Origin of the sequence: Psychrobacter sp. YGAH215 (genome assembly GCF_007280595.1) — a bacterium.
Taxonomy (GTDB): Bacteria; Pseudomonadota; Gammaproteobacteria; order Pseudomonadales; family Moraxellaceae; genus Psychrobacter; species Psychrobacter faecalis.
Genome location: NZ_VKLR01000015.1, coordinates 21,445 through 47,099 on the forward strand (window position 1 = coordinate 21,445; position 25,655 = coordinate 47,099).

The 25,655-nt window shown below is 43.6% G+C and carries 21 protein-coding genes; 11 read left to right on the forward strand and 10 right to left on the reverse strand.

All coding sequences use genetic code 11. The annotated features are described in order from the left end of the window. Positions 1–50: 50 nt before the first annotated feature. The 5 genes from FOR85_RS07470 to FOR85_RS07490 all read right to left on the reverse strand — a co-directional run bounded on the left by FOR85_RS07470 (position 51) and on the right by FOR85_RS07490 (position 6,109). Positions 51–782 (reverse strand): YsnF/AvaK domain-containing protein, encoded by a 732-nt coding sequence (locus FOR85_RS07470; protein WP_223808565.1) that lies wholly within the window; start codon positions 780–782, stop codon positions 51–53. Between the two features lie 212 nt (positions 783–994). Further along, positions 995–1,843: a DUF2382 domain-containing protein gene (locus tag FOR85_RS07475; protein WP_144297396.1), complete on the reverse strand. Its 849-nt coding sequence runs from the start codon at positions 1,841–1,843 to the stop codon at positions 995–997. Between the two features lie 541 nt (positions 1,844–2,384). Further along, positions 2,385–3,566, reverse strand: a complete 1,182-nt coding sequence (locus FOR85_RS07480; protein ID WP_144297397.1) for a thiolase family protein — start codon at positions 3,564–3,566, stop codon at positions 2,385–2,387. A 100-nt stretch (positions 3,567–3,666) separates the two neighbouring features. Next, positions 3,667–5,028 (reverse strand): homoserine dehydrogenase, encoded by a 1,362-nt coding sequence (locus tag FOR85_RS07485; protein ID WP_144297398.1) that lies wholly within the window; start codon positions 5,026–5,028, stop codon positions 3,667–3,669. Between the two features lie 223 nt (positions 5,029–5,251). Further along, on the reverse strand, positions 5,252–6,109 hold the full coding sequence (locus FOR85_RS07490) for a DsbC family protein (protein ID WP_144297399.1): 858 nt from the start codon (positions 6,107–6,109) through the stop codon (positions 5,252–5,254). Positions 6,110–6,484: 375 nt separating this feature from the next. Between FOR85_RS07490 and FOR85_RS07495 the strand changes: the two genes are divergently transcribed. Beyond that, a complete protein-coding gene (locus FOR85_RS07495; protein ID WP_144297400.1) occupies positions 6,485–7,561 on the forward strand; it encodes an RNA-guided endonuclease TnpB family protein in 1,077 nt (358 codons plus the stop codon). A 126-nt stretch (positions 7,562–7,687) separates the two neighbouring features. Then, complete coding sequence (locus FOR85_RS07500; protein WP_144297401.1) at positions 7,688–8,611, forward strand: DUF808 domain-containing protein; 924 nt, start codon at positions 7,688–7,690, stop codon at positions 8,609–8,611. A gap of 142 nt (positions 8,612–8,753) precedes the next feature. Here the strand turns inward: FOR85_RS07500 and FOR85_RS07505 are convergent, their stop codons facing one another. Next, entirely contained in the window at positions 8,754–12,980 is a 4,227-nt protein-coding gene (locus tag FOR85_RS07505; protein ID WP_144297402.1) for an Rne/Rng family ribonuclease, read from the reverse strand. A 661-nt stretch (positions 12,981–13,641) separates the two neighbouring features. On the opposite strand from FOR85_RS07505, the gene FOR85_RS07510 reads away from it, so the two are divergent. The 3 genes from FOR85_RS07510 to FOR85_RS07520 all read left to right on the forward strand — a co-directional run bounded on the left by FOR85_RS07510 (position 13,642) and on the right by FOR85_RS07520 (position 16,134). Further along, complete coding sequence (locus tag FOR85_RS07510; RefSeq protein ID WP_144297403.1) at positions 13,642–13,833, forward strand: hypothetical protein; 192 nt, start codon at positions 13,642–13,644, stop codon at positions 13,831–13,833. A gap of 397 nt (positions 13,834–14,230) precedes the next feature. Then, positions 14,231–15,256: an RluA family pseudouridine synthase gene (locus FOR85_RS07515; protein WP_223808566.1), complete on the forward strand. Its 1,026-nt coding sequence runs from the start codon at positions 14,231–14,233 to the stop codon at positions 15,254–15,256. A 167-nt stretch (positions 15,257–15,423) separates the two neighbouring features. Continuing rightward, positions 15,424–16,134 (forward strand): HAD-IA family hydrolase, encoded by a 711-nt coding sequence (locus FOR85_RS07520; protein WP_144297404.1) that lies wholly within the window; start codon positions 15,424–15,426, stop codon positions 16,132–16,134. Between the two features lie 344 nt (positions 16,135–16,478). Here FOR85_RS07520 and yihA read toward each other — a convergent pair whose 3' ends face one another. Next, positions 16,479–17,219: a ribosome biogenesis GTP-binding protein YihA/YsxC gene (yihA, locus tag FOR85_RS07525; RefSeq protein ID WP_223808567.1), complete on the reverse strand. Its 741-nt coding sequence runs from the start codon at positions 17,217–17,219 to the stop codon at positions 16,479–16,481. Positions 17,220–17,615: 396 nt separating this feature from the next. Between yihA and FOR85_RS07530 the strand changes: the two genes are divergently transcribed. The 4 genes from FOR85_RS07530 to FOR85_RS07545 all read left to right on the forward strand — a co-directional run bounded on the left by FOR85_RS07530 (position 17,616) and on the right by FOR85_RS07545 (position 20,779). Further along, entirely contained in the window at positions 17,616–17,951 is a 336-nt protein-coding gene (locus FOR85_RS07530; RefSeq protein ID WP_144297405.1) for a cytochrome c5 family protein, read from the forward strand. Between the two features lie 362 nt (positions 17,952–18,313). Next, positions 18,314–18,982, forward strand: a complete 669-nt coding sequence (locus FOR85_RS07535; protein ID WP_144297406.1) for a cytochrome c — start codon at positions 18,314–18,316, stop codon at positions 18,980–18,982. Between the two features lie 271 nt (positions 18,983–19,253). Continuing rightward, positions 19,254–20,393, forward strand: coding sequence for a hypothetical protein (locus FOR85_RS07540; protein WP_144297407.1), 1,140 nt, complete (start codon positions 19,254–19,256; stop codon positions 20,391–20,393). Beyond that, positions 20,393–20,779 carry an RnfH family protein gene (locus FOR85_RS07545; RefSeq protein WP_144297408.1) on the forward strand — a complete coding sequence of 129 codons (387 nt, stop codon included), beginning with the start codon at positions 20,393–20,395 and terminating at the stop codon, positions 20,777–20,779. Before FOR85_RS07540 ends, FOR85_RS07545 begins: the two co-directional genes overlap by 1 nt. 22 nt (positions 20,780–20,801) lie before the next feature. On the opposite strand, the gene FOR85_RS07550 is transcribed toward FOR85_RS07545, so the two are convergent. Continuing rightward, positions 20,802–21,221 carry an outer membrane protein assembly factor BamE gene (locus FOR85_RS07550; RefSeq protein WP_144297409.1) on the reverse strand — a complete coding sequence of 140 codons (420 nt, stop codon included), beginning with the start codon at positions 21,219–21,221 and terminating at the stop codon, positions 20,802–20,804. Between the two features lie 312 nt (positions 21,222–21,533). On the opposite strand from FOR85_RS07550, the gene fur reads away from it, so the two are divergent. After that, the gene (gene fur / locus FOR85_RS07555; protein WP_068406404.1) at positions 21,534–21,968 is read left to right on the forward strand and encodes a ferric iron uptake transcriptional regulator; all 435 of its coding nucleotides are present in this window, start codon (positions 21,534–21,536) and stop codon (positions 21,966–21,968) included. A 136-nt stretch (positions 21,969–22,104) separates the two neighbouring features. Here the strand turns inward: fur and FOR85_RS07560 are convergent, their stop codons facing one another. Further along, positions 22,105–23,226: a PilT/PilU family type 4a pilus ATPase gene (locus FOR85_RS07560; protein WP_144297410.1), complete on the reverse strand. Its 1,122-nt coding sequence runs from the start codon at positions 23,224–23,226 to the stop codon at positions 22,105–22,107. 166 nt (positions 23,227–23,392) lie between these two features. Next, complete coding sequence (locus FOR85_RS07565) at positions 23,393–24,448, reverse strand: type IV pilus twitching motility protein PilT (RefSeq protein ID WP_144297411.1); 1,056 nt, start codon at positions 24,446–24,448, stop codon at positions 23,393–23,395. A gap of 369 nt (positions 24,449–24,817) precedes the next feature. Here FOR85_RS07565 and FOR85_RS07570 point away from each other — a divergent pair, with 369 nt between their 5' ends. Beyond that, positions 24,818–25,582 carry a YggS family pyridoxal phosphate-dependent enzyme gene (locus tag FOR85_RS07570; RefSeq protein ID WP_144297412.1) on the forward strand — a complete coding sequence of 255 codons (765 nt, stop codon included), beginning with the start codon at positions 24,818–24,820 and terminating at the stop codon, positions 25,580–25,582. Positions 25,583–25,655 lie beyond the last annotated feature (73 nt).

The following is a 25,655-nucleotide window of genomic DNA, read 5'->3' on the forward strand; positions in this document are numbered from 1 at the left end:
GGCTGCTTACAAAAAAGCTTTATGCTTTATCAGCCCACTTTTTATAAACGCTATTTTTTATAAGCAGCATTGCTTTGTTGCTCGTGTGCTAGATAACCTTCTTCTTTAACATCTAGCTCTTCGTGTTGGAGCGCTACTTGAATGCTATCGGTATGGGTATGCGTGGTTTTATTAATCTCTATTTCTTGAATGACGTGGGTGTCTTTGGTAATCGTCGCTACCTGACGCGATAAGACAATCTCAATCGGCGCGTCACCAATCTCAACCTGCTTGCCATTGATGGTTACGACTGCTTTACTATCTAGCGATGGCTCAACGTGGCGCAATATGTCCTTATCATCATAATTACCTGATAGTAAATCCTGACTCTCTGCGTCTTGATAATCAGTACGTACGGTAATATATTCTTCTATCAGCTCAATAGGCACTTCAATGGTTTTAGTCCGTCTGTGCTTGGTTACTGTGACTTTGCCAACATCCAAGCGTTCTTTATTAATAACAGGACGCTCTTCTAATAATTCTAAATAGCCACCATCACCTGCATCGGTTTGGTGGTTTGCTAAATGATGCGCTGAATGTAAACCTTCTCTTGTACTGCTTGACACAGTTTGCTGCTGATTAGTATTGGATAAATCCGTAGCGGACAAATCTGGCGCAGGCAATTTGTTCTCACCGCTATGATTGGCAATTTGCTCTAAATGCGAAGTAGGATTAGGGGCGTTTGCCAAGGATGAGCGTGGATGCGTTTGTTGTGGGTCAATTTTTTTGTCGTCGTTAATCATGGTAGTGTTCCTTAAATGGTGAGGTAGCTTAAAAAGAGGTATAAAAAAAGACCAGAGGCAAGCTCTGGTCTTAGTCACTGAGCTTGAAACTCAGCTGCTCATTACTATCGCCCAATGCATATCTAACTTTTATTTTTCTAATGATTATTTCTTATTATCAATTGCTAAGAAATCTTCCTTAAAAATTATGCAAGGTGCGCAAGTATGGCGTATTAGATACCACGAGCGCGGCGGATATCTTCGGCAGTGATATCATCGCGGTCAAAAAGGTTACCTTCGCGGTCAACCACATTACCATCACCATCGATATCTAATTCTTCACGTTGGATGGTTTCAGCGATGGTTTCAGTATGACGCTCGGTAGTTTTACCAACGTTTACTTCTTCAGCGACATAGGTTTCTTTATTGACGCGAGCACGTTCTGCTTCTAATTGAACCTCGACGGTTTGATTGCCATCTACATCACCGATACGGCGATCTGTTGGACGATCTACATTGGTACGTTGGATATTGGCATGCTCTTCTTCAAGGTCAACATCAATGTTGCGCTCTTCAGTAACGACGTGCTTACCAACTTTTACTAAGCCTGCAACGATGCGGTCTTTATTCACTGTCAAACGCTCTTCCAATAGCTCTAGGGTATTTGGCGCATTATAAGCGTGGTCGGCAATCTCCATACGCTCTGCTTCTGGTACAGTATCAGCAGCGAATGATTGACGATCTTTTTCGTACTGCTCTTTATAGCTGTACTGATAATCGTGATCGTAGACTTCCATCGCTTCTACTTGTGCTTTCGTTAAACTATCAAAGAAAACGTCATCACCGACGATACGAGCGAGACCTGCTGGCACTAGAACTTCTTTTGAGCTGAACCAACCGCCTGCATCAACGATTAAATAACGAATACGACCAGTAGTATCTTCTACTAGCGCACCTTCGATTTTACCGATTTTTTCTTCATTGACGCCATAAGCAGTTTTACCTGTTGGGTCATAATAGTCATCACCAATTAGGTCACGGTGAGTTGCTTGGATATCTCTTAAACGAATTAGTTGGCTCATTATTTTATTGTCTTCCTTTTTTATGAGTAAATTTATTTGTTTGGATTAATAATTATTTTTTATAAAATGGCAATGCAGTAAAAATTTGCGTTGCTAAAAAACTGTCGTCTATTTCTTTTGAACTTGTTTAAACTTAGATTTTGATTTTATAAATCAACAAGATTAGATGAAGAAGATATTACCGTGGTTATTAATAGAATCTCGCTATCATTAAGGACTAGCTATCGTTCGTTAATAAACCGCCTCTCCATCAACTTGTTATTATCGTAGCAGCAGGTTTTTCGATACGATATATGAGCAAGGTAGCAAAGTGTGCGCTTGAGGTAATTGCGTGTAATAGGCTGTAAATGACGCCGTTACTATATAAAATTAAGTTAAGGCTTTCTTACAGCGTGTTCACCGCTTTGCGGTATTTGTCATTTTTAGGTATAAAAAAACCGCACAGCTAGTAGCTATGCGGTCTTAAAATTTTAAGAAAATAAGTCGGTATTTTAAATCAGAATTTCAATTTTAGAAGCTCAAACGTTGAATTGGCTTAAAGTTAAGCCAGTTCAATGGCAACGGCAACAGCTTCACCGCCACCGATACATAAGGTTGCAACGCCTTTTTTACCACCAGTACGTTTAAGCGAGTTGATAAGGGTGACTAAGATACGCGCGCCAGAGCAGCCAACTGGATGGCCAAGTGCACAAGCGCCGCCTTCGACGTTGACTTTAGCGTGGTCGATTTTAAGTTCATCCATCGCTGCCATCGTTACCATCGCAAAGGCTTCGTTGATTTCCCATAAATCGACGTCTGCAATTGACCAACCCGCCTTGTCCAGAACTTTTTCAATGGCGCCAATCGGAGCAATGGTAAACTCGCTTGGATGGCGCGAGTTAGAAGCGGTGGCAACAATACGTGCTTGGTAATCTAAACCTTCGGCTTTTGCTTGTGATTCTTTCATCATCACAACCGCCGCCGCGCCGTCTGAGATTGAGCTGGCGTTTGCCGCTGTAATCGTTCCTTCTTTTGCAAAAGCAGGGCGCAGGGTAGGAATGCGCTCAGCATTGGCAAGTGCAGGCTGCTCGTCAGTATCAACCGTTTGCTCGCCTTTACGCGATTTGAAAGTGACAGGCTCGATTTCATCTTTAAAATGGTCGTCTTTAATCGCTGTCAATGCACGGTTTAGCGATTCAATAGCAAATTCGTCCATTTGCTCACGGCTATAGCCTTTTTCATCGGCCATTTCTTGCGCGAACTGCCCCATTAATTTGCCGGTTTCGGCATCTTCTAGACCGTCTAAGAACATATGGTCTTTGACTTCTTTATGACCCATACGGTAACCACCGCGTGACCCTGGCATGATGTAAGGGGCATTGGTCATTGATTCCATGCCGCCAGCGACTGCGACGTTAAAGCTGCCCGCTTTGATACCATCGTGCGCTTGCATGACCGCTTTTAGGCCAGAACCACAAAGTTTATTGATGGTAACGGCACCCGTGGCATCATTTAGACCTGCTTTACGCATGGCTTGACGGGCAGGGCCTTGACCAAGACCAGCGGTCAAGATACAGCCCATGATGACTTCATCAATATTATCAACGCTCACGCCTGAACGCTCAACGGCTGCTTTGATAGCGGTTGCGCCAAGTTTAGTTGCGCTGACGTCCTTTAAAGCGCCTTGAAAACCACCCATCGGAGTACGGGCGCCATTTAAAATTACAATTGCATCATTTGACATCGTTATTTTTCCTTTTTCGGTATTTGAAACGAAAGTTTTTTAGTCATTAAAAAAAGTTTTTAGCTAAGGTCACACGTTTATAGATGAATCGCTGGATAGATTAAGCTAGCTCGTCTAAGCGAATACGGACGACTTTATCTGTAATGGTATCGAGCTTCTCGATTTTTTCAATCGCCAGATTCATCTGACTTTCCACCACAGGTAGGGTCAAGATAATCACTGGTACTTGGCCCAGCTTATGCGCAGGTTTTTGTAAAATGGCATCGATATTGATACCCGCGTCACTCAAAATACGAGTAATGTCCGCCAAAACGCCTGGATTGTCATGCGCATGCACGCGCAGATAATAACCAGTAATCATTTGCTCAGCGCGCAAGATGGGTGTGTCTGATAATTGCTCTGGGATAAAGGCTAGATGCGGCACATGGTGACCGTTCGTGCTTTCATTGTTGCTATCTTTACTACCAAGAACGCGAACCAAATCCATGACATCGGCCATGACCGCAGAAGCCGTTGCTCCAGCACCAGCGCCATCACCGCAATATAGCGTCTGACCAAGTGGGTGCGAGTTGACTAATACCGCATTTTTTACGCCATTAACGTTGGCAAGTAGGGCGTTCTGTGGAATGAGGGTTGGATGGACACGCAGCTCGATACCAGCCGCGCCGTTATTTCCTTGGCCATCACCTGAACCGTTGTCTTCGCGGCGTACCGCAAAGCCTAGATGTTTGATACGGTAACCAAGCTCTTCGGCGTAGTTGACGTCTTGCAAGGTAATACCGGTGATACCTTCGCAGTAAACTTTGTCAAACTGTAGCGGAATCCCAAAGGCGATAGAGGCGAGGAGCGCAAGCTTATGCGCCGCATCAATACCTTCGACATCAAAGGTTGGATCGGCTTCGGCGTAACCAAGTGCTTGTGCTTCGCTTAAAACATCGGCGAACGGGCGACCTTTATCACGCATTTCAGTCATGATAAAGTTGCCAGTGCCATTGATAATACCAGCTAACCACTCAATCTTATTGGCAGCAAGGCCTTCACGCATGACTTTGATAATTGGAATACCACCTGCCACCGCCGCTTCATAAGCAACGTGTACATTATGGGCTTCGGCAAAGGCGAAAATCTCATTGCCGTGTTCGGCGAGCAAGGCTTTATTGGCAGTGACCACATGTTTGCCGTGTTTAATGGCATGCATAATCACATCTTTAGCCAAGGACGTACCGCCAATCACTTCGATGACAATATCGACATTGTCACTGGCAGCGGTTGCCATCAAGTCACTATTTTGTACGATGGTAGCGTCGATATCATCGCGCTGACGACGGGTACCGACTTCGGTAATCACAATGTCGCGTCCGCTACGGCGTTTTAACTCATCTAAATTGTCATTGATTAGATTGATCACGCCCGTTCCGACGGTGCCCAGACCAAGTATCGCTAGTTTGATGGATTTGCTCACAGTATCCTCAAGAGATTATAGAGTTGGATAAAAATGCTTCTATGACAGCGCTTACATAAAAAGACTTATATAAAAGTGCTTATAAATGAGGCTGATATAAAGAAGAAAAGTATAAAAATACATCGCTAATTTTACCTAGCGCTTCATCGTATCATACCGATAAGCGCTTGTGGCGTCTACCCAATCTCACTGTCGGTAAAGTCAACAATATGAGGGGAGAGGACTAGCTGGCATCGATCGCTGTTTGCGCCAATTGCGCCGCGGGTAGATAGCCGCCGATTTGTTGGCCAGACTCGGTAAAGATAGCAGGCGTGCCGCGTACTCCTAACGACATTCCAAGCTCGATTTGCTCTTTTACTGGGTTATTACAGCTAGGCGCTTGGACATTAGCGCCCATTTTTGCCTGGTCCATCGCCGCCTTGCGATCTTCGCTACACCAAATCGCTTCCATTTTTGGGATACTGCCTTCGCTGCGTGGCCATGCCAAATAACGCACTTCAATACCGCGTGCATTGATATCGCTCATTTCTTCATGAAGCTTGGTGCAGTAAGGGCAGTCGGCATCAGTAAAGGCATAAACAACTGATTTAGTGGCGCCTTTTGCTGGATAAATAACCATGTCTTTTTTATCGACCGTTTTTAGAGCGTCTTGCGCGGCTTTGGCAACCAAAGCGCCACTGATATCAACTGGCGCCTCTTGCCCAACGGCGATGATTTGTCCTTGGATAATATGTTTGCCAGATTTATCGGTAAAAAACGATGGTAAGCCCGATGCCGTTACCCAGTAAATATCGTCCATATCCGTTGGTACGGCTGAAATAATTTCTTCTTCAATCCCTGAGGCTTTTAGATTTGTTTGTAAGGCTTTGACCACTGCTGCATCATTATCGGCGACTTGTGCGGTGCTGACTTTGGCATTAGCGCTATTGACGATACCTGTATTGCTGGTCGCATCTGCCGCATTATTCGAGCAGCCTGCTGCAACCACGACCAGCAACGCGCCCATCATCATCCTCGATAAAGGTTTGCGAGAAAATAGAGCGCGAGCAGAAGTGGCTTTAGAGAAAGAAGGTAAAAACATAAGTATTTCCTTTAGGCGGTGGTGCCTAAGCAAGATATAGATATAAAAACAGGGACATAGATAGTGTATGAACGCTTATCCCATATACGCTAAATTTTGTTGTCAGCGCGATATACTTCAAGGATGAGGTGCAATTTATTGATAATAAAAGATAAGTAGCAATACTGGTTATATTAACATATTTTTAGAAATAACCACCAAAGGCTATTTGTTGATGTTTTATTGGCATCGCCAAATTTATCATCCAGCGCCGTAAAACCACGTCCTAGAAGGGCGTGGATATCAGGCGTCAGCCGTTGTCACCTAAGATTAAAAGAACCTTGTTAACCAAACGCATTAGGATCATACTAAACGCATTAGGATCATACTAAACCCATGAAGACGCTCAAGCTACGCATCAAAGACAAACATGCCACTCAGCTAAATATCTTAGCTGGTGCGGTCAACTTTGTCTGGAATTACGTTAATGAGCTAAGTTTTAAACATCTTAAGCGCACAGGCAAATTCTTCTCAGCCTACGACTTGGCCACTTACACCAAAGGCGTTGGTGAGTACCTGAACCTGCACAGCCAAACCTTGCAAGCGATTAGTGAGGTTCACGCCAAAAGCCGTAAACAGTTTAAAAAAACCAAACTAAACTGGCGCACAAACAATCCTAAAGCCAAGAAAAGAAGTTTGGGCTGGATTCCTTTTAAAAAAGCTGCTATCAAGCATCTAAGCACTAAACAAAGTGGCAAAAAATCTCTAAAAACAACTCTACAATTCAGTTTGGCTAAGGGTCAAAAGCTGATTATTGATGTGTGGGACAGCTATAACCTTTCGCTCTACAGCATCAATACGTGCGAGTTGGTACAAGATTCTCGCGGCCACTGGTACGCCTGTATCACTGTTAAAGAGTTTTCAGAAACAGCCTGTGGTGACGGTCAAGTCGGTATTGATTTGGGCTGTAAAGATGCCGCAGTCAGTAGTGATGGCAAGGTTCTAACTACTAAGCTGACGACTCAATACGCAGAAAAACTGGCCATTGCTCAAAGAGCCAAAAACAAAAAACGGGTTAAGGCCATTCACGCCAAGATTAAAAATACTAGATTAGACTTGATTCATAAATTTACATCAAAGCTTGTTAAAGCCAACAGCCTAATCGTAGTTGGTAAAATCAAGTCAAAATCATTTACTTCAAGCAAACTCGCCAAATCCGTCTATGATGCGGGTTGGTTTGAGATAAAGCGACAACTGGACTACAAATGCGCGAACGCAGGTTGCCACTATATCGAAGTAAATGAAGCGTACACCACCCAAACCTGCTCGTGTTGCGGCTCTCGCCAAGACAGTCCGAAAGGTAGATCGGGGCTTGGTATAAGACAATGGTTTTGTCGTTCTTGTAAAACGACCCATCAACGTGACGTTAATGGAGCAAAAAACATTCTCGCGGTCGGGCTTGGCCGTCTTTAGTAGGAATCCCCGTTCCTTTAGGTCGGGGAGGAAGTCAAGTCTAGGTAGGCTACTGTCATAAACATTAAATTATCCATTAAAATAAATTTTCTTTCTAATTTCTTTCTAATTTTCTAAGGAGCCTCTATGGCTGGTGCCAGTTTATTAACCCTACTTGATGATATCAGTGTGATACTCGATGACGTTTCGGTCATGACGAAGGTCGCCGCCAAAAAAACTGCGGGGGTATTGGGTGATGATTTGGCGTTGAATGCCGAGCAGGTCACCGGCGTCACAGCAAATCGTGAACTGCCAGTCGTTTGGGCGGTTGCCAAAGGCTCGTTTATTAATAAGCTTATTTTGGTGCCAGCAGCTATCCTTATCAGCGCCATTTATCCGCCTTTAATCACCTTTCTGCTGATGTGTGGCGGCTTGTTTTTGGTTTATGAAGGCGCTGAAAAAGTGATTCATCGCTTTTGGCCGCATGCCCTGCCAGATGATGAAGAGCAAAATGCCCGTCGGCAAGCCAACGCTGATAAAAACGTTGATTTGGTCGCCTTTGAAAAAGAAAAAATCAAAGGGGCGGTGCGTACCGATTTTATTTTATCAGCAGAAATTATTGTGATTGCGCTAGGTGCAACGGCAACCGCTACGTTGTTGCAGCGTAGTTTGGTGCTCTCTATTTTAGCCATCGGTATTACTGTTGGTATTTATGGTTTGGTCGCGGGCATCGTTAAAATTGATGACTTAGGCTTGCATATGATGGAGAAAGACGGTAATTTTACTCAAAAAGTCGGTAAGGTTTTATTTACGGCAGCGCCTAAATTAATGAAGTTTTTATCTATCGCTGGGACTTTGGCGATGTTTTTAGTCGGTGGCGGTATTTTGGTGCACGGTATTAACTTTTTGCATCATGAGGTTGAAGATATTGCGCATTTGACTGGCGTATTTGAGAGCTTTACCACTGCCTTATTAAATGGCGTTGTCGGTTTTATTATTGGCGCTGCTATCGTTGCGCTATTTACGGTTATCAATAAGATACGTCATAAAGACGAGCCTACTGCCCATTGATCTTGTTGCTCAAAAGTTCTGTTTATCAAAGCTTGGCATTGATATAAAAGATCGTTTATAAAGCTATATTCATAGAAAAGCCCCAAAGTTTCTAACAACTTTGGGGCTTTGTTATTTTATAAAAGATTACTTATAACGGCTATTAGCTTTCGCTATCTGAGTCATCAACACCTGAGCCATCAGTTTCTGATTTTTCCGCTTGCGTCGGCTTTTTATGCTCTGCTTTCGGCTTACGCGTCCGCGCTTTTGGCACTTTTGGCGTCGTTAAATTAAACATGCCTTTTTGTGGTAGTAATTGCTCCGCCACATTTTCGATCATGTTTTTATAACTGGCGATGGTCGTTTTTGACTTCGCCGCCTGAATTTCCTCTTTTGTCGCTTGCTCAGATAGCTGTTCAGTTGGCTCAGATGCTTGCTCGGTTTCGCTTTGCTCGACATCAGAGTCAGCATCTTTAGCTTCAGTATCTGCTACTTCAGCGTTCTCTACCTCTAGTGCTTGCTCTACTTTTAGCAGCTCTTCACTATCGGCGCTGACATCGTCTGTCTGACTTTGATTGGCCAGGGCAGTGGCGTCTATATTCTGAGCGTCAATGTCAGCGTCGCTGTCGGCTGCTAGAGAGCCATTTTTAGGCACTTCGGCGACTGTGGTTGCAGCTGGCGCCTGATAGCCAGGATGCTGACCGCGTGGGTCGTTGCTCGCCCGTTTGCTAATAGGGCGAGGCTCAACGGCTGTTTTACCTTGCGCCGCAGCAAACTGACTGACGGCTTGCGTCATCGCCTCAAAGCTTGCGAGATAATCCGCTGCTAAAGGTTCATAACCATAGTTACTGAAGTCAAAATCTTGCTTGGCAGTTTTGCCAGTCTCGACTTTAGACTCGTTGTTACTATCTACCTTTTCGTTAACAGCGTTAGCTTGCTCTAGATGCAAAGCGATAGCCGCATTAAAACAATTAATCACGCCTTCAGCGGCTAAACGCGCTTGCGCCTCTGGCAAGGTTGCGCGGATAAACTCGCCAACCGTGCCGCGGATAGCTGGAACGTTCACAGCGCGATGCTCATTTACCACAGGCGATTGATTATCCGATGCTGTAGTTGTCGAGGCTTGAGCCTGCTGACGACGAACCACGCGTGGATCATTGCTGGCTTGACCGAACTTTTCAGCCGTCACATAGCGCTTGGCGAACAAAGCTTGATGGTCAAGCTCAAACGCTGTTTGATTGCTACTGTCAGTATCATCGGTATTAGCGTCAACATTAGAAGCCGCTTTTTGCGCTTTCTCGGTAGGCGCTATGCCATCAGCTTTTCTGCTAGTTTCGACAGCACTACCACTTTTAGAGGTCGAGTGCTCATCGGCTGCTGATTTTGTAGCTTCGACATTACGCTCGTCTACAGAATTAGCGTCAGACTTTTGCACTTTGTCTTCAGTGGTGCTTGTCTTAGCGTCGTCCATTTTTGCTGCCGCTACCACCGCATCGCCACTTGCAGCATTATCCTTTTTAGCAGCGTCGGCAGTCACAGTTTGCGTACTGGTTCTTGGACTACTATCAACCGAGTCAAGGCTGTTTTTAGTAGCTTGACTATCAGTAATTTGCTCAACGGCTTCCTGCTTATCCGCATTTTTCGGAGTCCTGTCTTCCTGACTTGCTTTCTGCTTATCAGCTTCATTGCTAGCTTTCTCAGCGCTTTGCTTTTCAGGCGCTTGGCGCGTTGCTGTTACCGATTTACTATCATCTAAAGACAAGTGCACAACTTCTGGCGACTTGAGCTTTGTAGACGCTTCATTGACCTGTAATACCACTTCATTAGGGTCTTGGTTGCGGCGGGTACCAGTCTGATTTTTGTCATTGCTATGACTGGTCTCTTTGTTGCTTTGCTCGTTATTCGCACTTAACGTCTCACCGCGCTCAATTTTACCGCGTGAGGAGCGCTGGCTATTTGATTTACGCTTGGCACGCGTTTGCTCATCTGTGGTATTAGCGTCTTTACTAGCAGCGTGATTGTGCTCGGTATTGCTATTGTCATGTCCATTACGACCGCTGTCTTGACGGTTGTTACGATTACGGTCATTAGAGCGTCGATTATCATGCTGACGTTTATCTTGACTATCAGCCTGCTTGTCGTCAGAGCTGGTCGGGCTGCTATCTACGTGATTGCTAGCAGCGTTACCATTGGACTCATCTGCTTGCTCTTTTCTCTGACGCGTTTTAGAAGGTCTTGATTTACGCGGTTTACGTCTTCTTCTGTCTTCAGCGTCGTTATTATCATCAGTATTGCTATTAGCGGCTTGCTGGCGATTAGTATTCAGCTGTTGCTCAGTGTTCTGCTGATTGCTTGCCGTTTGCGGTGCTACTGTGGCTTGAGCGTTAGCATCTAAAGCGCTGCTATCTATTTGTCCAAACGAACCAAGACTTTGAGCGCCCGTATTTACCAGTGCTTCAATGGCTTCGGCAGCATCACGACTACTGACCTTAGGCGTCGTCGATGCTTGCGGCGCTTGGGCAAATAAATTCGATAACCAAGCGACTGCTTGCGGTTGGGCAGCAGTCGCGTTATTGTTTTGTGAAGCTACTGGCGCCGCGGTAGTCGCAACAGTTAGCGCGTTTTTTGACTGCGTTTGTGATTGAGTTTGTGGTTGCGGCGCACGTGCTGGTGCAGCATTGCTGCCATTAGCATTAGCATTGCTACGATGGTCATTGCTATGACTGGTCGTGTTTTTCTGCTGACTGTTGGCACGAGGAGTCGTTTGACTGTTTTTATTGCTGCTATTATCAGCTGCTTGACGTGGCTGACGCGTCGGCTGCTGCTCAGGGCGCACTGAATCAGCGGTCTGCCAATCGACGTTATAACCTAGGTCGCTGTGCTCTTGTTGCTGGGTATCGGTGATACGCTCATAGCTCGATGGCGCAAAGCCATCACGATTAAAATGTAGCTTAAAGTTTGGCGATTCTAAATGCGCGTGTGGCAAAATCGTGATACGCGTACCGCTGTCTTGCTCCAAATAAACCAAGCTATCGCGTTTCTCATTTAGCAAGAAAGCCGCGATATCGGTTGGCACTTCGGCCTGTACTTCGCCTTGACGTTCTTTTAAGGCGATTTGTTCAATCTGACGCATAATCGACAATGATAGCGAGCGCAAATCACGAATCATGCCATTGCCATGGCAACGCGGGCAAATATAGCCGGTCGACTCTTCTAGCGATGGGCGCAGGCGCTGACGGCTCATTTCCATCAAACCAAATTTAGAAATATCACCAAACTGTACACGCGCGCGGTCGTATTTGGTCGCGTCAACCAGACGTTTTTCCACTTCTTTTTGATGCTTATTGTCATTCATATCGATGAAATCAATGACAATCAAACCGCCCATATCACGCAGACGTAACTGGCGTGCAATCTCATCGGCAGCTTCTAGGTTGGTATGATAGGCAGTTTCAGCAACATCTGAGCCTTTGGTTGATTTTGCTGAGTTGATATCGATAGATACTAAGGCTTCAGTTTGGTCAATAACGATTGAGCCACCTGATGGCAAGCGAACTTCACGCTGATAAGCTGTTTCAATCTGCTTTTCGATATTAAAGCGCGAAAACATCGGCTCATAATCGGTATATTTACGCAATTTTTCTGCTTGTTTTGGCATCACGGCATCGATAAAACCAGCCGCTTCGATATAAGCGTTTTCGTTATCAATCCAAATCTCGCTAATATCATCGCGTAGATAATCACGCACGGCACGGGTGACGACGCCTGCTTCTTGGTGCACCAAACGCGGTGACGGATATTTTTGATTTTGTTCTTGGATGGCTTGCCAGATATTAAGCAAGTGATTTAAATCGTGTTGCAAGTCTTCTTGGGTTTTACCAATACCCGCAGTACGAATGATGACGCTCATGCCTTTTGGCAAATCAAGATTGCCGAGCATACGCTTCATATCTTCGCGCAATTTACCCGAGATTTGACGCGAAATACCGCCGCCACGAGGATTGTTTGGCATCAATACTAGATAACGCCCTGCTAAAGAGACATAAGTCGAAAGGGCTGCGCCTTTATTACCGCGCTCTTCTTTTTCGACTTGGACGATAAGCTCATCACCTTCTTTGATCAATTTTTTGATGTTTTCATCGCGTGGATTGCCGCTTAGATATTCAGCAGAAATTTCACGAATTGGCAAAAAGCCTTGGCGCTGTGAGCCATATTCGACAAATACCGCTTCAAGCGATGGCTCGACACGGGTAACGTGACCTTTATAAATGTTGGATTTTTTTTGCTCGCGGGTACGGTTTTCTAAATCGAAATCGTAAAGATGATTACCTTTACAAAGGGCAACGCGAATTTCTTCGTTTTGAGTAGCGTTGATTAAAATGCGTTTCATGTTTGAATCCTATGAGTACGCATAACAACGACGGGGCAGGCTTTCGGGCAAGTGAGCAAGTGAGGTTAAGGGTAAATCAACCTGAGTAGATGTTAATGAGCGGGAGAACGTAAAGCAGAAATATCGGCAAGCACATGAGCTTTTCGTAACTGCTGTTAACCTAAAATGTATTAGCCATTTATCCTGCTAATGTCGGTAACGTTCGTATAGACAAGGTAGGGTGTAAAGCTACTATCTATATCATATTATGAGTAGGCTTGGTCTAACGATTAAGGCACGCGCGGGTTTGTGGTCTTTTTGACAGCCATTTATCCAAGTTTAATTCGCACACCTTGTAAGGGCGGCGATGGATAAGGACTGAGATTTAAGAGGTCACAATTACCAAAAAAGCATCGTGTTGTCACAATTAATCAATCAAGGTCTAGCAATCATAGCGCTGTTAATAAAGAACTGTTTTATCGGTAAGTGCTAGTGCATAAAACAGTGCCGTGCAGCGGTTATCCTTTTAGGTAAAGCAATTGGTCATTCTTTATTTATCGTTCTTTTGGCTATCACGTCAAAAATATCTGGGGTAACTCAAAGCTAGGTGGTGCTGCTCTAATCATCAGCGGGGCGTACTTGGCAAACAGAATAAATGACCGGCTTATCGGCACGGTGTCTCTTGTCTATCCTACTTCGCGTGCTCTGTTTGACCACCAATACTCAGGCAGCTATCGATAATCAACAAATGATGCTCGATTCTGGCTCTAAGCGACCCATACTTGCTCAACTGTGCGCTAAAGGACTGACTGATAATCAGTTATGCGTGATAAATAATTATCAAAATAAGTCGTGGTTAGGCGGTAGTGAGTAAATGTTATGTTGTTATCGCGCGATAAAATGGTTGTTAGCCAATTTATCAAAGCGATGTCGTTTAATATCAGCGTGTTTTGTCTTGATAAAAAACTATATTACTAAAAAACGTTGTACTAAAAATTTTGGGTACTGATACATTCTATATATAGATGATTATCAGCGTTGTTCTTACAATTTATGGGGCATTATAGGGTATATCAAGGGATATAACACCCTTAAAATCAGATGAAACGCACAAGTTTGGCAACCTTTATAACGGCTATTGCCTGACTAACCAGTAGTAGCAAAGGCGTAATATTGTCTGTAACAACAAGGAATTATTGTCGCAGCCTCTGCTTAATTGGCGCTCAACATGCTAAACTATAGCAAATCTTTGTGTAAATACCTAACTAAAAATGACAAACTCAAAAATGCCAACCGAACAGCCTATCCACGAAGCGCCCGCTATCTTTAATAGTAAAACGCGCCCGCAAAGTGCCGACGACGAAATCAGTAACTTTGAAAAGGTCAATTACCTTGAAGTCACGCGCCATCAGCACGACCAGCGCTTAGACAACTTTTTGCTCAATCGCCTAAAGGGTTTGCCAAAATCCCACATCTACAAGATGATTCGCTCAGACGAAGTGCGCGTTAATAATAAACGCTGTAAAGCGCATGACAGATTGCAACGTGAAGACGTGGTACGTATAGCGCCTGTACAGCTGGCGACCCGTGATAAACCGATTATCAGCGCTGAATTTGCCAATAGCTTATTGGCGCGAGTGGTCTACGAAGATGAGGGTCTAATCGTACTTAATAAGCCTGCTGGTATTGCTGTGCATGGCGGTAGTGGTTTAGATTTTGGCGTTATTGAAGCCATGCGCGAAGTGACAGGTAAAAAATATCTCGAGCTGATTCATCGTATCGATAAAGATACTTCAGGTCTGCTGATGATTTCTAAAAAGCGCTCGGCGTTAAAAGTGCTCCAGCAGCATCTTGTCGATAGAACCATTCAAAAGCATTATCTTTGCCTAGCGAAAGGCCAACCTGCGCTCAATGAGCAGCGTATCGACGCGCCATTACTGCGCTATACGCTGGCTAGCGGTGAGCGCCGCGTAAAAGTAGATGCGCAAGACCCACAAGCCAAAGAAAGCCAGACCGATATCATTGTGCATGGCCGCTTTACGCTGAACGATCAGCCAGTGAGCCTGCTTGAAGCAAAACCTTTGACCGGTCGCACCCATCAAATTCGCGTACATTTGGCGCATATCGGTCATGCTATTTTAGGTGATGATAAATACAATGTGCATGACAAATCGGGCGTGCATCGTTTGTGTTTACATGCGTGGCGTTTAGATATTCCTGGCTATGAAACCATTACCGCGCCATTACCAGATGAGATGAAAGATTGGTTACCAGCAGATATGCAGCTGCCTGAATAAGTTTTAAAAATTTCTTTTTAAAGGCTGTTTAAAGACTGATAGTCAATGCAGTTTTGAAATGACTATTTAACACAATCGTCACAGTTGCTTATTTGCGCATACATTCGCCAAATAAGGACCTGTGACATTTTTATATTTGCCATTTGTTATTTGTAAAGGGTTAGTCCATGACAGCATCTAGCGCTAACGAAACAGCGCCAACCAATACTTCTGAATCAGCAGCTGAGCATCATTTAGCTGATAAAACGCTGATTATTTTTGATTGGGATGGCACCTTGATGGATTCGATTGGCCTAATCGTTGAGTCGATGCATATAGCGGGCGAGGCGCATGGCTTTAGGACTACCGATCAGGCCGTCAAAGACATTATTGGGTTAAGTTTAATGCACGGCATTGAGATTTTATATCCGCAAGCAAGCAATACGCAAAAGCTTGCCATTCAGCAAAGCTATGCGGATTATTATATTCCGAACAGCCATCGTACGCCGTTTTTTATGCCGATAGACGATATGCTCCTGACGTTAAAGCAGCAAGATAAACAGCTTGCGGTCGCTACCGGCAAAAAAAGAAAGGGGCTAGATCGAGTATTAGAGGCTTCTGCTAGCCATCACTATTTTACCATCACGCGCTGTGCTGATGAATCCGGCTCCAAACCTGATCCGCAAATGCTGAGCGATATCTTAGACTACACCAAGCAGTCAATCTCGCAGGCAGTATTTATCGGTGACAGTATCTACGATATACAAATGGCCAATCGTTTGGGCATGACCAGTATTGCGGTCAATTATGGCACAGCGTCAAGCAGCGAGCTTGCTGCCGAGCAGCCAACTTATCAAGTGGACACGCCGCAAGAATTAGTGGCATTGTTATGTGCATAAATTAAGTGCTTAACCAAAACATCATTTAACCTTAACCCCAGTTCGGGATAAGTGATTCATTAAGCTGCTGATAGTATTGATATTTTCTATTACTCTTGAAGACCAGCTAAGTCTTTGAAGACAGGCTTCTCTATAAACTACTGTCAAAAGCATGACTTTATAAGGTCAGATAATAATTATACAAATAGTATCAACAACTTAAGCACTGGCTTATCCCGAACTGGGGTTAACCTTAACAAATAGATTTTTCAAAAAATACCCATAAAAGAAGGGTTTATCGTTATAAATGATAAACCCTTTTGAAATTTCTACTGAATAAACTGAGTAGTCTATTTAGCACTTTTTTACTTATCAGCGCTTTGGTCGTTAGTTTCTATTCTATTTTCTTGGTTTTCAATAACAGACGCTTCAGCATTTTTATCCTCCTTGGTCTGATATTGATACCAATTACCCATGACGCCTGCCAGCTCATCAAGACCTTCTTTTCTTAATGCGGAAAACAACTGTATTGTGCAGTCTAAACCCAACTGCTTAAGTCTTTTACGGGTATTAAGCAGCGCAGTTTTAGACGCGCCATATTTAAGCTTATCGGCTTTGGTGAGCAAAATATGCACGGGTAACTCGCCATCTTTTGCCCAATGCAGCATTTGCTCATCAAAGAATTTAAGCGGATGACGGATATCGGTCATCAGTACCAAACCTGCTAGGCTTGAACGCGATACCAGATATTCTTCAAGCTCAACTTGCCATTCTTTTTTCATCTCAAGGGGCACGGCCGCATAACCATAACCCGGCAAATCAACCAAACGCGTATCGGTATCGCCGATACTAAAAAAGTTAATCATCTGCGTACGCCCAGGCGTTTTAGACGAGCGTGCCAGTTGACGCTGATTGGTTAGGGCGTTGATAGCGGACGATTTCCCCGCGTTCGAGCGACCAGCAAAAGCGACTTCGAGCCCAACATCGGGCGGACAAAGACGAAAAGTCGGCGCGGACGTCATAAATTCAGTTTGCTGAATGCGCTGACGGGCTTTGGTATTAAAATCCGCATGTTCGGCGGCGACATCTTTAAACGGGGTACTCATAAATGACTCATTAACCTTAAAAAATTAGATACAGTAGTGAAAAGTTTGTGAATAAAGCAGAGCGCTGAGCGATGCCTAAAGTAGATGAATGGTAAAAATTGGTCGTCAATAATATAAAGGTTTTAGAATAACGACTATTCTATACTATTACAGTGCTTAGTTATTGAAATAACGGCAATTACCCTCATAATAATCACAACATAACCGTAAATAAAAACGCGTCTGAACCCTGATTTTTATTCCAATAAACATCGTTAACAAAGCTAAACCATATTTATATATATTAATGTGACATATATTGTTACAATCTTTAGTCAGATAAAGTGAATGACCATTGCACGATAAACGCTTAATAAAATTATGGATTAAGCGAACGAAAAAGATATGAGGTGTCTTATGTTCTCAATCACCGACATTTTTGCTAAAAGCTATCGTTTCTTAGCTGCCAGTAGTGCTGCTTTAATCATTGGTACGGCGACGATCATTAGTGCAGGCGCCGCCGATATTGCAACATCCTATAATAACTCATGTGCCGCCTGTCACGATAGTGGCGCACTCAATGCGATTAAAAAAGGCGATAGTGCCAAATGGCAACAGCTTATCAAACAAAAAGGTATGCCAGCGTTGGTTAAGTCTGTCAAAAATGGCATGATTCAAATGCCAGCGGGTGGCTTATGCCAAAAATGTAGTGATGAGGATTATCGCAAGCTTATTGAATATATGAGCAAGTAATAAATGAACAATAAATAGCCAAGCAGTAAGTAGTTTTGTATGGCTAGATAAATTTAATGATAAATGGTACGAGGCGCAGGGTGAGTAAACCTATTGCGCTTTTTGTTTTTTTATTAAGTGAATAAATGTCGAACCGCCAGAAAAAATAACCAATGCTACGATTAAGTAGGCAAATAGTAAAAAGTCTTGCTATAATAATCCAAAATAAACCCTGATATTAGTAAGTACTTTCGGGCTGCTTGTGATAAAGACCGCGTAATACATAGCGTAGCTGATCAGATGCTATCTTTGTAGTGGGTGCGGCTTTTGATAATGCAATCACTCTAAATAATGCTTACGTCGAGTTAGTAGGATTTGTATCAATGAAAAAGTTAATCGCTGCCGCCAGCTTATGTGTTGCAAGTTTCAGCGTACAAGCTGCTATTATTGTTCCTGAACATGACGTCAATGCAGGTAAGCAAATTGCAGAAACCGTTTGTGCGGCTTGTCATGGTGTTGATGGTGTCAGTCCTGTGCCAGCACAGCCAAATCTTGGCGGTCAAAACGTAAAGTACTTATATAAGCAGTTGGTCGATTATAAATCAGGCTACCGTAAAAACGGTATCATGCAGTCGCAAGTTGCCAATTTGTCTCAGCAAGATTTAGCCAACGTTGCAGGTTATTATGCCAGCCAAAAACCTTGGGGCGTCGCATTTGGTAATCCTGCGACGACGCAAGAAGCGACTAAGCTATTTTTAGGTGGTGACAAATCCCGTGGCGTTATCGGTTGTGCAGGCTGTCATGGTCCAGATGCGGCGGGTAACGTTTGGGCTGCATTTCCGCGTTTAGGCGGACAGCATGCTGAATATATTGCCACTCAGCTAAAGCTTTTCCGTGCTGCTGGTCGTGTTGATGATATCGATAGCGACGAGCAAAAACGTGTTAACGATGCGGAAAAAGAAGGCGAGATGGGTATGATGCAGATGGTTGCGGCCAAACTATCTGATCGCGATATTCGTATCTTGTCAGATTATGTGAGCGCGATTCACTAATTGGCTACCTATATAGCGGCTCGCACTTTGACGCGCTTAGTGAGATTATATAATAAGTTAAACAATTTGCTGCCGCCGTTATGATTTAGCTCTTAAACCCCGATTTCGGGGTTTTTTTATAACTATTAGTCCTTATATAATTTGCATAAGCTTTGATAACCCTTATAAGAATTAAGCGGCTTTCATATGACGCTATCATAGAAAATATAGATGTCTATCAGTACTTTATAGCCTTAACTATTATTCACTTTGAATCGCTTGGATTTAGATTATGATGATTCGCTATGCTTCTTACTTTATCGCCGCGCTGCTACCGCTATTGTTATTTCGCTGGTTTGCACCTGCATCTATAGGCGAGATTGACTTTTGGTTGCTGTGGCTGTTGGCGATGCTACTGGTCTCTCTGCCCGTTGTGTATGCGGAAATTGCTTTGGCTTATCGTAGTGCTGAAGCACCTCTGGCAGGTATGCAAAAGCTTACACGCGAAGCCGATGCCAGCACCTTTTGGCGCAGTTTTGGCTGGCTCGCGGCACTGGTTTCTATCCTCATTGCTGCGCTTGTCATATCGGGAGCAAGCCAAGGTATTTTAGCCGCTTTGACGGAACTCAACAGCGTACCTAATGTACCAAGCTTTGCTATTGCGGCAGGATTGATGGTCATCGCCGTCTTATTAAGCTTACTCGGCGTGGCGCCGTTACCAATTGGCTTAGGTTTAATGTTGATCGGTTTATTATTGGGTGTTGCCAACGGTCTGCCAAATATCGCTTTTGCCATGACTGATGTCAGCTTAAGTGAATGGGCGCGCGCCGTGGCGTTGGCATTAGTGAGCGTCGGTGCGGGTACAGGTTTATACTGGTTTGGTCAAAACTTAATTAGCAAGCAAACGGTCACGGCAGTAGGGACTGATAATCACAATGCGCAAACCACTCGTAATAGTGCCGCGCCAGCATATCGCGCAACCAAGTTGGTTCTACCGATTTGGGTATTACAGCTAGTGGTTGGTGTGGTCGCTTTATTCATCAGCGGCATGGCGCTACCACCGATTGGGCAGCTATCGTATTGGATCGGTGTCGTATTTGTGGCCAGCTATTTATTACATTATAGCTCTCAGCAATTGGCGCATAAATTTGGTTTGCTAGTCAGCGTGGTATTAACGTTTGTGCTAGCGCTATTGTTAGTCGTCGCCATACCGACCAATTGGCTAGTCGGTATTTTGGTGATTATCAGTAGTATCGCCGTGCTCTTATTGTCCGTTTTTGCTGGTTGGCAGATGAAAATCAGCCACTTGCGTAAGTCTTTAAACTTTGGCAATGAAGCTTTTTATAACTTGTGGCGGGTGGCGATACGCCTTATTGTGCCGCTGGCGTTACTGTTAGCGTTAATCGGTTGGGTGATGCAGTGGTTAAGCTGATGACCGCTGCTAACCATAGTACAGCTGATAAAGATGAGGTTAACGTTAACCCAGCTCAGACTGAGCAGACTGATTTGATAACAGTATATCTGGCATATGCAGAAGAGGCGGTGCGCCAGCATTATCAAACTGTTCAAGTCAGTCAGGGCACAACTTTGTATGAGGCCTTGGCTCAGGCAGGTTGGCTAAAACAGTTTGAAGAGCTAGCAAGCTGGTGCGAGCAGGTTGCCAATACGACAACGCCAACGGCTAAACGTTGGCATGTGGGAGTATATGCGCAAAAGCAGCTGCTAAACTATAGATTGCAGCCGTCTGATCGGATAGAGGTTTATCGCAGCTTAAGCGCTGATCCCATGTCTCAGCGCAAAAATAAATCTCGCAGCTAGTCGTTAGAAATTTCTATCAGATTTATGATGCAGGTAGGCTGTCGATACCTTCAATGCGGGTCACTATACCGTTATCGTCGAAATAAACAATCAAATGCTGGCTGGCATTTTTGACATCGGCGATACCTTTACGGCGACCTTCTGTTCCGGCTTTATAGTCGTAAATGTAGTCCCAGCGTTTTGGCGCGAGCGTGTCTCTGATTGCTGGGCTACCAAGAATATAAAGCACCTGATTTTGATTCATACCTACTTGCACTTTTTGCGCTTGCGCTTGGGTAATGGCAGTGCCTTGGGGCAAGTCAATTTTATAGACACTCAGTAATGAGCAGCCAGACATAGCTACAGTGGCACTGAGCATAGTCGTCATGGTAATCTTGCGTAAGGCGTTTGTAGAGCTTAACGAACGAAAATTAAAGGTCTTTATCATGGTAAGATGACTCATAAAAAATGGGTTAGGCGCTGCTAAAAACCGATAATGGGGGTCTTGCAGGCAATCTTGCACAAATGATACGTCATTTACTTGCAATTGCCTACCACTTACGACATTATTTACCAAGCGCTATCTTACCGCCTTTATTATTTATATTTTAAATTCAAACACTTGGCAGCGTTTTTTCGCAAAAAATGCTCTGCATAATCGTTCATTTTTTATGGTTTTTATATTTTATCAGCACTTATTGTTAACTATTGATGTTTGTTTAACTCCTGTTTTTTGAATTCATTTGCTAAGACTTTCATAGTCAGAAGGGATATTATGGCTTCTTTTACCAATCAAGATTTACGTAAAGCGGGTTTAAAGGTAACGTTACCACGTATCAAAATTTTAGAGCTGCTTGAAAGTGCAGAGCTGCATCATATGAGTGCTGAAGAGGTATATAAAGCACTGATTGATCAAGGCGAAGATGTGGGGCTAGCAACCGTTTACCGCGTATTAACCCAGTTTGAGCAAGCCGGTATCGTTGAGCGCCATAACTTTGAAAACAATTTATCGGTGTTTGAGATTACCCAAGAAGAGCATCATGACCATCTGGTTTGTGATGTGTGCGGCAAAATCGTCGAGTTCCATAACAAAACCATTGAAGAAGAGCAGACCAAAGTAGCGGCAGAGCATGGCTTTAAGCTATCTGGTCATTCTTTGGTGCTGTACGGTATTTGTGATAATCAAGCTTGTAGAGACAACGCTAAGTAAGCGTTTTAGAAATCGATTATCTGATATTGATAATTTATAGTCTATTACTGTCCAAGTATTAACTTAAACGCTAAAAAAAGCCCTCACATTTGATGAGGGCTTTTTTATGGGAAAATTCTAGGTAAGTAGTGCCATATTAAGTGATGTCTAACGATAAACTATCGGCACCTTCATCTAAGTTGACGTTGCCACTTTTGCTGCTGAGTTTAATTTTTAAGCGTAAATCGTTAGGGGAATCAGCGTGGAGAATGGCTTCTTTATAAGTGATTTCACCATTTTCATATAAATCAAACAGCGCTTGGTCAAAGGTTTGCATGCCGCTATCACGTGAGCGCGTCATCACATCTTTGATTTCATGTACCTCGCCTTTACGGATATAGTCGCTGATTAGCTGTGAGTTTAAGAGAATCTCAATAGCGGCGCGGCGTCCTTTACCATCAGGCGTTGGAATCAATTGCTGAGCGATAATAGCTTGCAAGTTTAATGATAAATCCATAAACAACTGATTATGGCGACTGGTTTCAAAAAAGTGAATGATACGGTCAATCGCTTGGTTGGCGTTATTGGCGTGTAAAGTTGCAAAGACCAAATGCCCCGTTTCAGCGTATTGAATCGCGTAGCTCATAACCTCGCGGTTACGAATCTCACCAATCAAAATCACATCAGGCGCTTGGCGCAAGGTATTTTTAAGACCTGCCTCAAAAGAATGGGTATCGATACCAACTTCGCGCTGGGTAATGATACAACCGCGGTGCTTATGTACAAACTCAATCGGATCTTCGATAGTAATAATATGACCGTGTGAATTTTGGTTACGATGGCCAATCATCGCCGCAAGGGTAGTTGATTTACCCGTACCTGTAGCCCCAACCAACAAAATAATACCGCGCTTTTTCATGGCCAGCTCTTTTAGCGCTGGGGGCAGGCGCAGCTCTTCAACGGTCGGGATTTTATTTTCGATTTTCCGTAAAATCATCCCTGCCATGTCGCGCTGAATAAAAGCACTTACCCGAAAGCGCGCTTGCTGCGCTTGATCTGAAATCGCAAATTGACACTCGTTGGTTTCGTCAAATTCTTTTTGCTGGCTTGGGGTCATCACCCCTTTGACCAATCTCATGGTTTGCTCAGCGGTTAACGGCGTTTTACCCACCGGCAAGATTTTGCCATTGATTTTCATGGACGGCGCGACATCAGCAGTAATAAAAAGGTCAGAGCCGTTTTTATTAATCATTAATTGTAAAAGCTTATCAATGTCCATAACGTACCTACATTTGGAATATATAGTTTAAAACTGCTGCAATAAACTTTTAAAGCGGGCAATAACAATCGTTGAAATAACTAAAGCTGAATAAAAGTTTTTGATCATTTATCTATAACTTTAACAAAAATTTATGTTAAAACTTTTAATACTATGTAAACCCATACTAAATAAAGGCTTCAGGCTGCTTAGCATAAGGGCGAGCGACATCTTTACTTATTGTGCCTTTTGAAACCAAGTTTTTAAGCGTTTGATCAAGAGTAATCATGCCTTCACCAGCACCTGTTTGAATAGCAGAATACATCTGCGCGATTTTATTCTCACGTATCAAGTTACGAATCGCAGGCGTGCCCAGCATGATTTCATGAGCAGCAATACGTCCGCCGGTTTGCCGACGTAGTAGCGTTTGTGAGATGACGGCTTGTAGCGACTCTGAAAGCATCGCCCGAATCATGTCTTTTTCGGCTGCAGGGAAGACGTCAATGACGCGGTCAATGGTTTTGGCAGCAGAGCTGGTGTGCAAGGTGCCAAAGACCAAATGCCCTGTTTCAGCGGCGGTCAATGCCAAGCGAATAGTCTCAAGGTCACGTAACTCACCAACGAGGATAACGTCTGGATCCTCACGTAGGGCCGAGCGCAATGCTGGCTCGAAACCTAAGGTATCGCGGTGGACTTCGCGTTGGTTAATCAAGCTCTTTTTAGACTCATGAACAAACTCAATCGGGTCTTCAATGGTTAAAATATGCTCTTTACGGGTTTCATTGATATAATCAATCATGGCAGCAAGTGTGGTAGATTTCCCTGAGCCCGTTGGACCTGTGACTAGAACGACGCCGCGTTTAAAGTCGGATACCCGTTTAAAGACGTCACCCATGCCTAAGTCTTCCATGGTGAGAACTTTAGAGGGAATGGTTCGAAAAACAGCGCCAGCGCCGCGGTTTTGGTTAAAGGCGTTGACACGAAAGCGTGCTAGGTTTGGAATTTCAAAAGAGAAATCGGTTTCAAAAAACTCTTCAAAGTCGGCGCGTTGCTTATCATTCATGATGTCATAGATAAGCTGATGCACCACTTGATGCGTCATTTCGGGCATATTAATACGGGTCATCTCACCATCGACACGAATCATCGCTGGCATACCGGCTGAAATATGTAAATCCGACGCTTTGTGCTTAACCGTAAAGCGCAACAAGTCTTCGATGCTTAAATTATTCTTTTCAGCCATAATCGGATATTCCTATTTATAGACAAAATGAGCTAAGAAGGATGAGCAAAGAAATGCATAGAACGTATAATAATTTGCGATTCTATGCCACTATCTAAATTAGCTTATTTAAAAGAGTGTTAGTCTTAACTGTTACTATTACTATATTTTTCAGTAGCATATGTTAGACCATGTAACAATATGATAACAAGACTGCTGCTATTTAACCATCTACTATATGAATAAAATGTAAAAATAGTCTGAATATTTGTTGTTTCGTTACTATGAAGTTAATTGTAGCTTGCTCTCGGAGTATCAATTACTTACCTTCATATTTTCTTCTATTGATAATTCTTAAATTAATTGTCTAATTTCTTCTGTGAGTTTTTTATGAACACTACCTCTACACTGCAAACTAACGCTACGAGTTTAGCTAGTAAAAAAAATAATGGAGATGATTTTGATGCGGCAGAATTGATTGCAAATTGGCAGCAAGTAAGCGAGCAGGTGGCGCAAGCGTCTGTACAAACGCAAAGGCAAAAAGACGAGATCACTTTATTAGCAGTGTCTAAAACCAAACCTGTTGAGATGATTGCGACGTTAGCGCGTCAAGGGCAGTATAATTTTGGTGAGAACTACTTGCAAGAGGCTATTGAGAAAATACAAGCTTTACGACAACAGCCAGACTGTGAACACATCGTTTGGCATTATATTGGCAGTATCCAGCGTAATAAAACCCGCGATATTGCTGAGAATTTTGATTGGGTGCAAACGCTTGAGCGTGAGATTATCGCCAAACGTTTAAACGAACAACGCCCAGCCGAGCTGCCAGCGCTTAATGTGTTGATACAAGTCAATATTGATAATGAAGACAGTAAGTCAGGATGTTTGCCAGCTGAGCTGTCAAACTTGATAAGCGCGATTAAAGATTACGAGCGCTTGCAATTGCGCGGGCTGATGATTATTCCCGCAAAAGCCAATACTGATGCTTTTGTTCGCATCAAGCAGTTATTTGATAGTATCAAGCGTGAATATCCGGAATTAAAGCAGTGGGATACGCTGAGTATGGGCATGAGTGATGATATGAGCGCCGCGATTGCCAATGATTCTACGATGGTACGCGTCGGCACGGCGATATTTGGGGCGCGTACCTGATTTCTGTATTCTTATTAAACCTATTAGTTGAGGGTCAAACTCTCTAAATTTATACGGTTATTTATCGTGAAAT

Coding starts and splice junctions, on each gene's coding strand:
- FOR85_RS07500 (WP_144297401.1), top strand. CDS start 7,688: ATGGCTGGTGCCAGTTTATTAACCCTACTTGATGATATCAGTGTGATA.
- FOR85_RS07540 (WP_144297407.1), top strand. CDS start 19,254: ATGATGATTCGCTATGCTTCTTACTTTATCGCCGCGCTGCTACCGCTA.
- FOR85_RS07480 (WP_144297397.1), bottom strand. CDS start 3,566: ATGTCAAATGATGCAATTGTAATTTTAAATGGCGCCCGTACTCCGATG.
- FOR85_RS07520 (WP_144297404.1), top strand. CDS start 15,424: ATGACAGCATCTAGCGCTAACGAAACAGCGCCAACCAATACTTCTGAA.
- fur (WP_068406404.1), top strand. CDS start 21,534: ATGGCTTCTTTTACCAATCAAGATTTACGTAAAGCGGGTTTAAAGGTA.
- FOR85_RS07570 (WP_144297412.1), top strand. CDS start 24,818: ATGAACACTACCTCTACACTGCAAACTAACGCTACGAGTTTAGCTAGT.
- FOR85_RS07505 (WP_144297402.1), bottom strand. CDS start 12,980: ATGAAACGCATTTTAATCAACGCTACTCAAAACGAAGAAATTCGCGTT.
- FOR85_RS07530 (WP_144297405.1), top strand. CDS start 17,616: ATGTTCTCAATCACCGACATTTTTGCTAAAAGCTATCGTTTCTTAGCT.
- FOR85_RS07490 (WP_144297399.1), bottom strand. CDS start 6,109: ATGTTTTTACCTTCTTTCTCTAAAGCCACTTCTGCTCGCGCTCTATTT.
- FOR85_RS07545 (WP_144297408.1), top strand. CDS start 20,393: ATGACCGCTGCTAACCATAGTACAGCTGATAAAGATGAGGTTAACGTT.
- FOR85_RS07535 (WP_144297406.1), top strand. CDS start 18,314: ATGAAAAAGTTAATCGCTGCCGCCAGCTTATGTGTTGCAAGTTTCAGC.
- FOR85_RS07515 (WP_223808566.1), top strand. CDS start 14,231: ATGACAAACTCAAAAATGCCAACCGAACAGCCTATCCACGAAGCGCCC.
- yihA (WP_223808567.1), bottom strand. CDS start 17,219: ATGAGTACCCCGTTTAAAGATGTCGCCGCCGAACATGCGGATTTTAAT.
- FOR85_RS07475 (WP_144297396.1), bottom strand. CDS start 1,843: ATGAGCCAACTAATTCGTTTAAGAGATATCCAAGCAACTCACCGTGAC.
- FOR85_RS07470 (WP_223808565.1), bottom strand. CDS start 782: ATGATTAACGACGACAAAAAAATTGACCCACAACAAACGCATCCACGC.
- FOR85_RS07565 (WP_144297411.1), bottom strand. CDS start 24,448: ATGGCTGAAAAGAATAATTTAAGCATCGAAGACTTGTTGCGCTTTACG.
- FOR85_RS07560 (WP_144297410.1), bottom strand. CDS start 23,226: ATGGACATTGATAAGCTTTTACAATTAATGATTAATAAAAACGGCTCT.
- FOR85_RS07550 (WP_144297409.1), bottom strand. CDS start 21,221: ATGAGTCATCTTACCATGATAAAGACCTTTAATTTTCGTTCGTTAAGC.
- FOR85_RS07495 (WP_144297400.1), top strand. CDS start 6,485: ATGAAGACGCTCAAGCTACGCATCAAAGACAAACATGCCACTCAGCTA.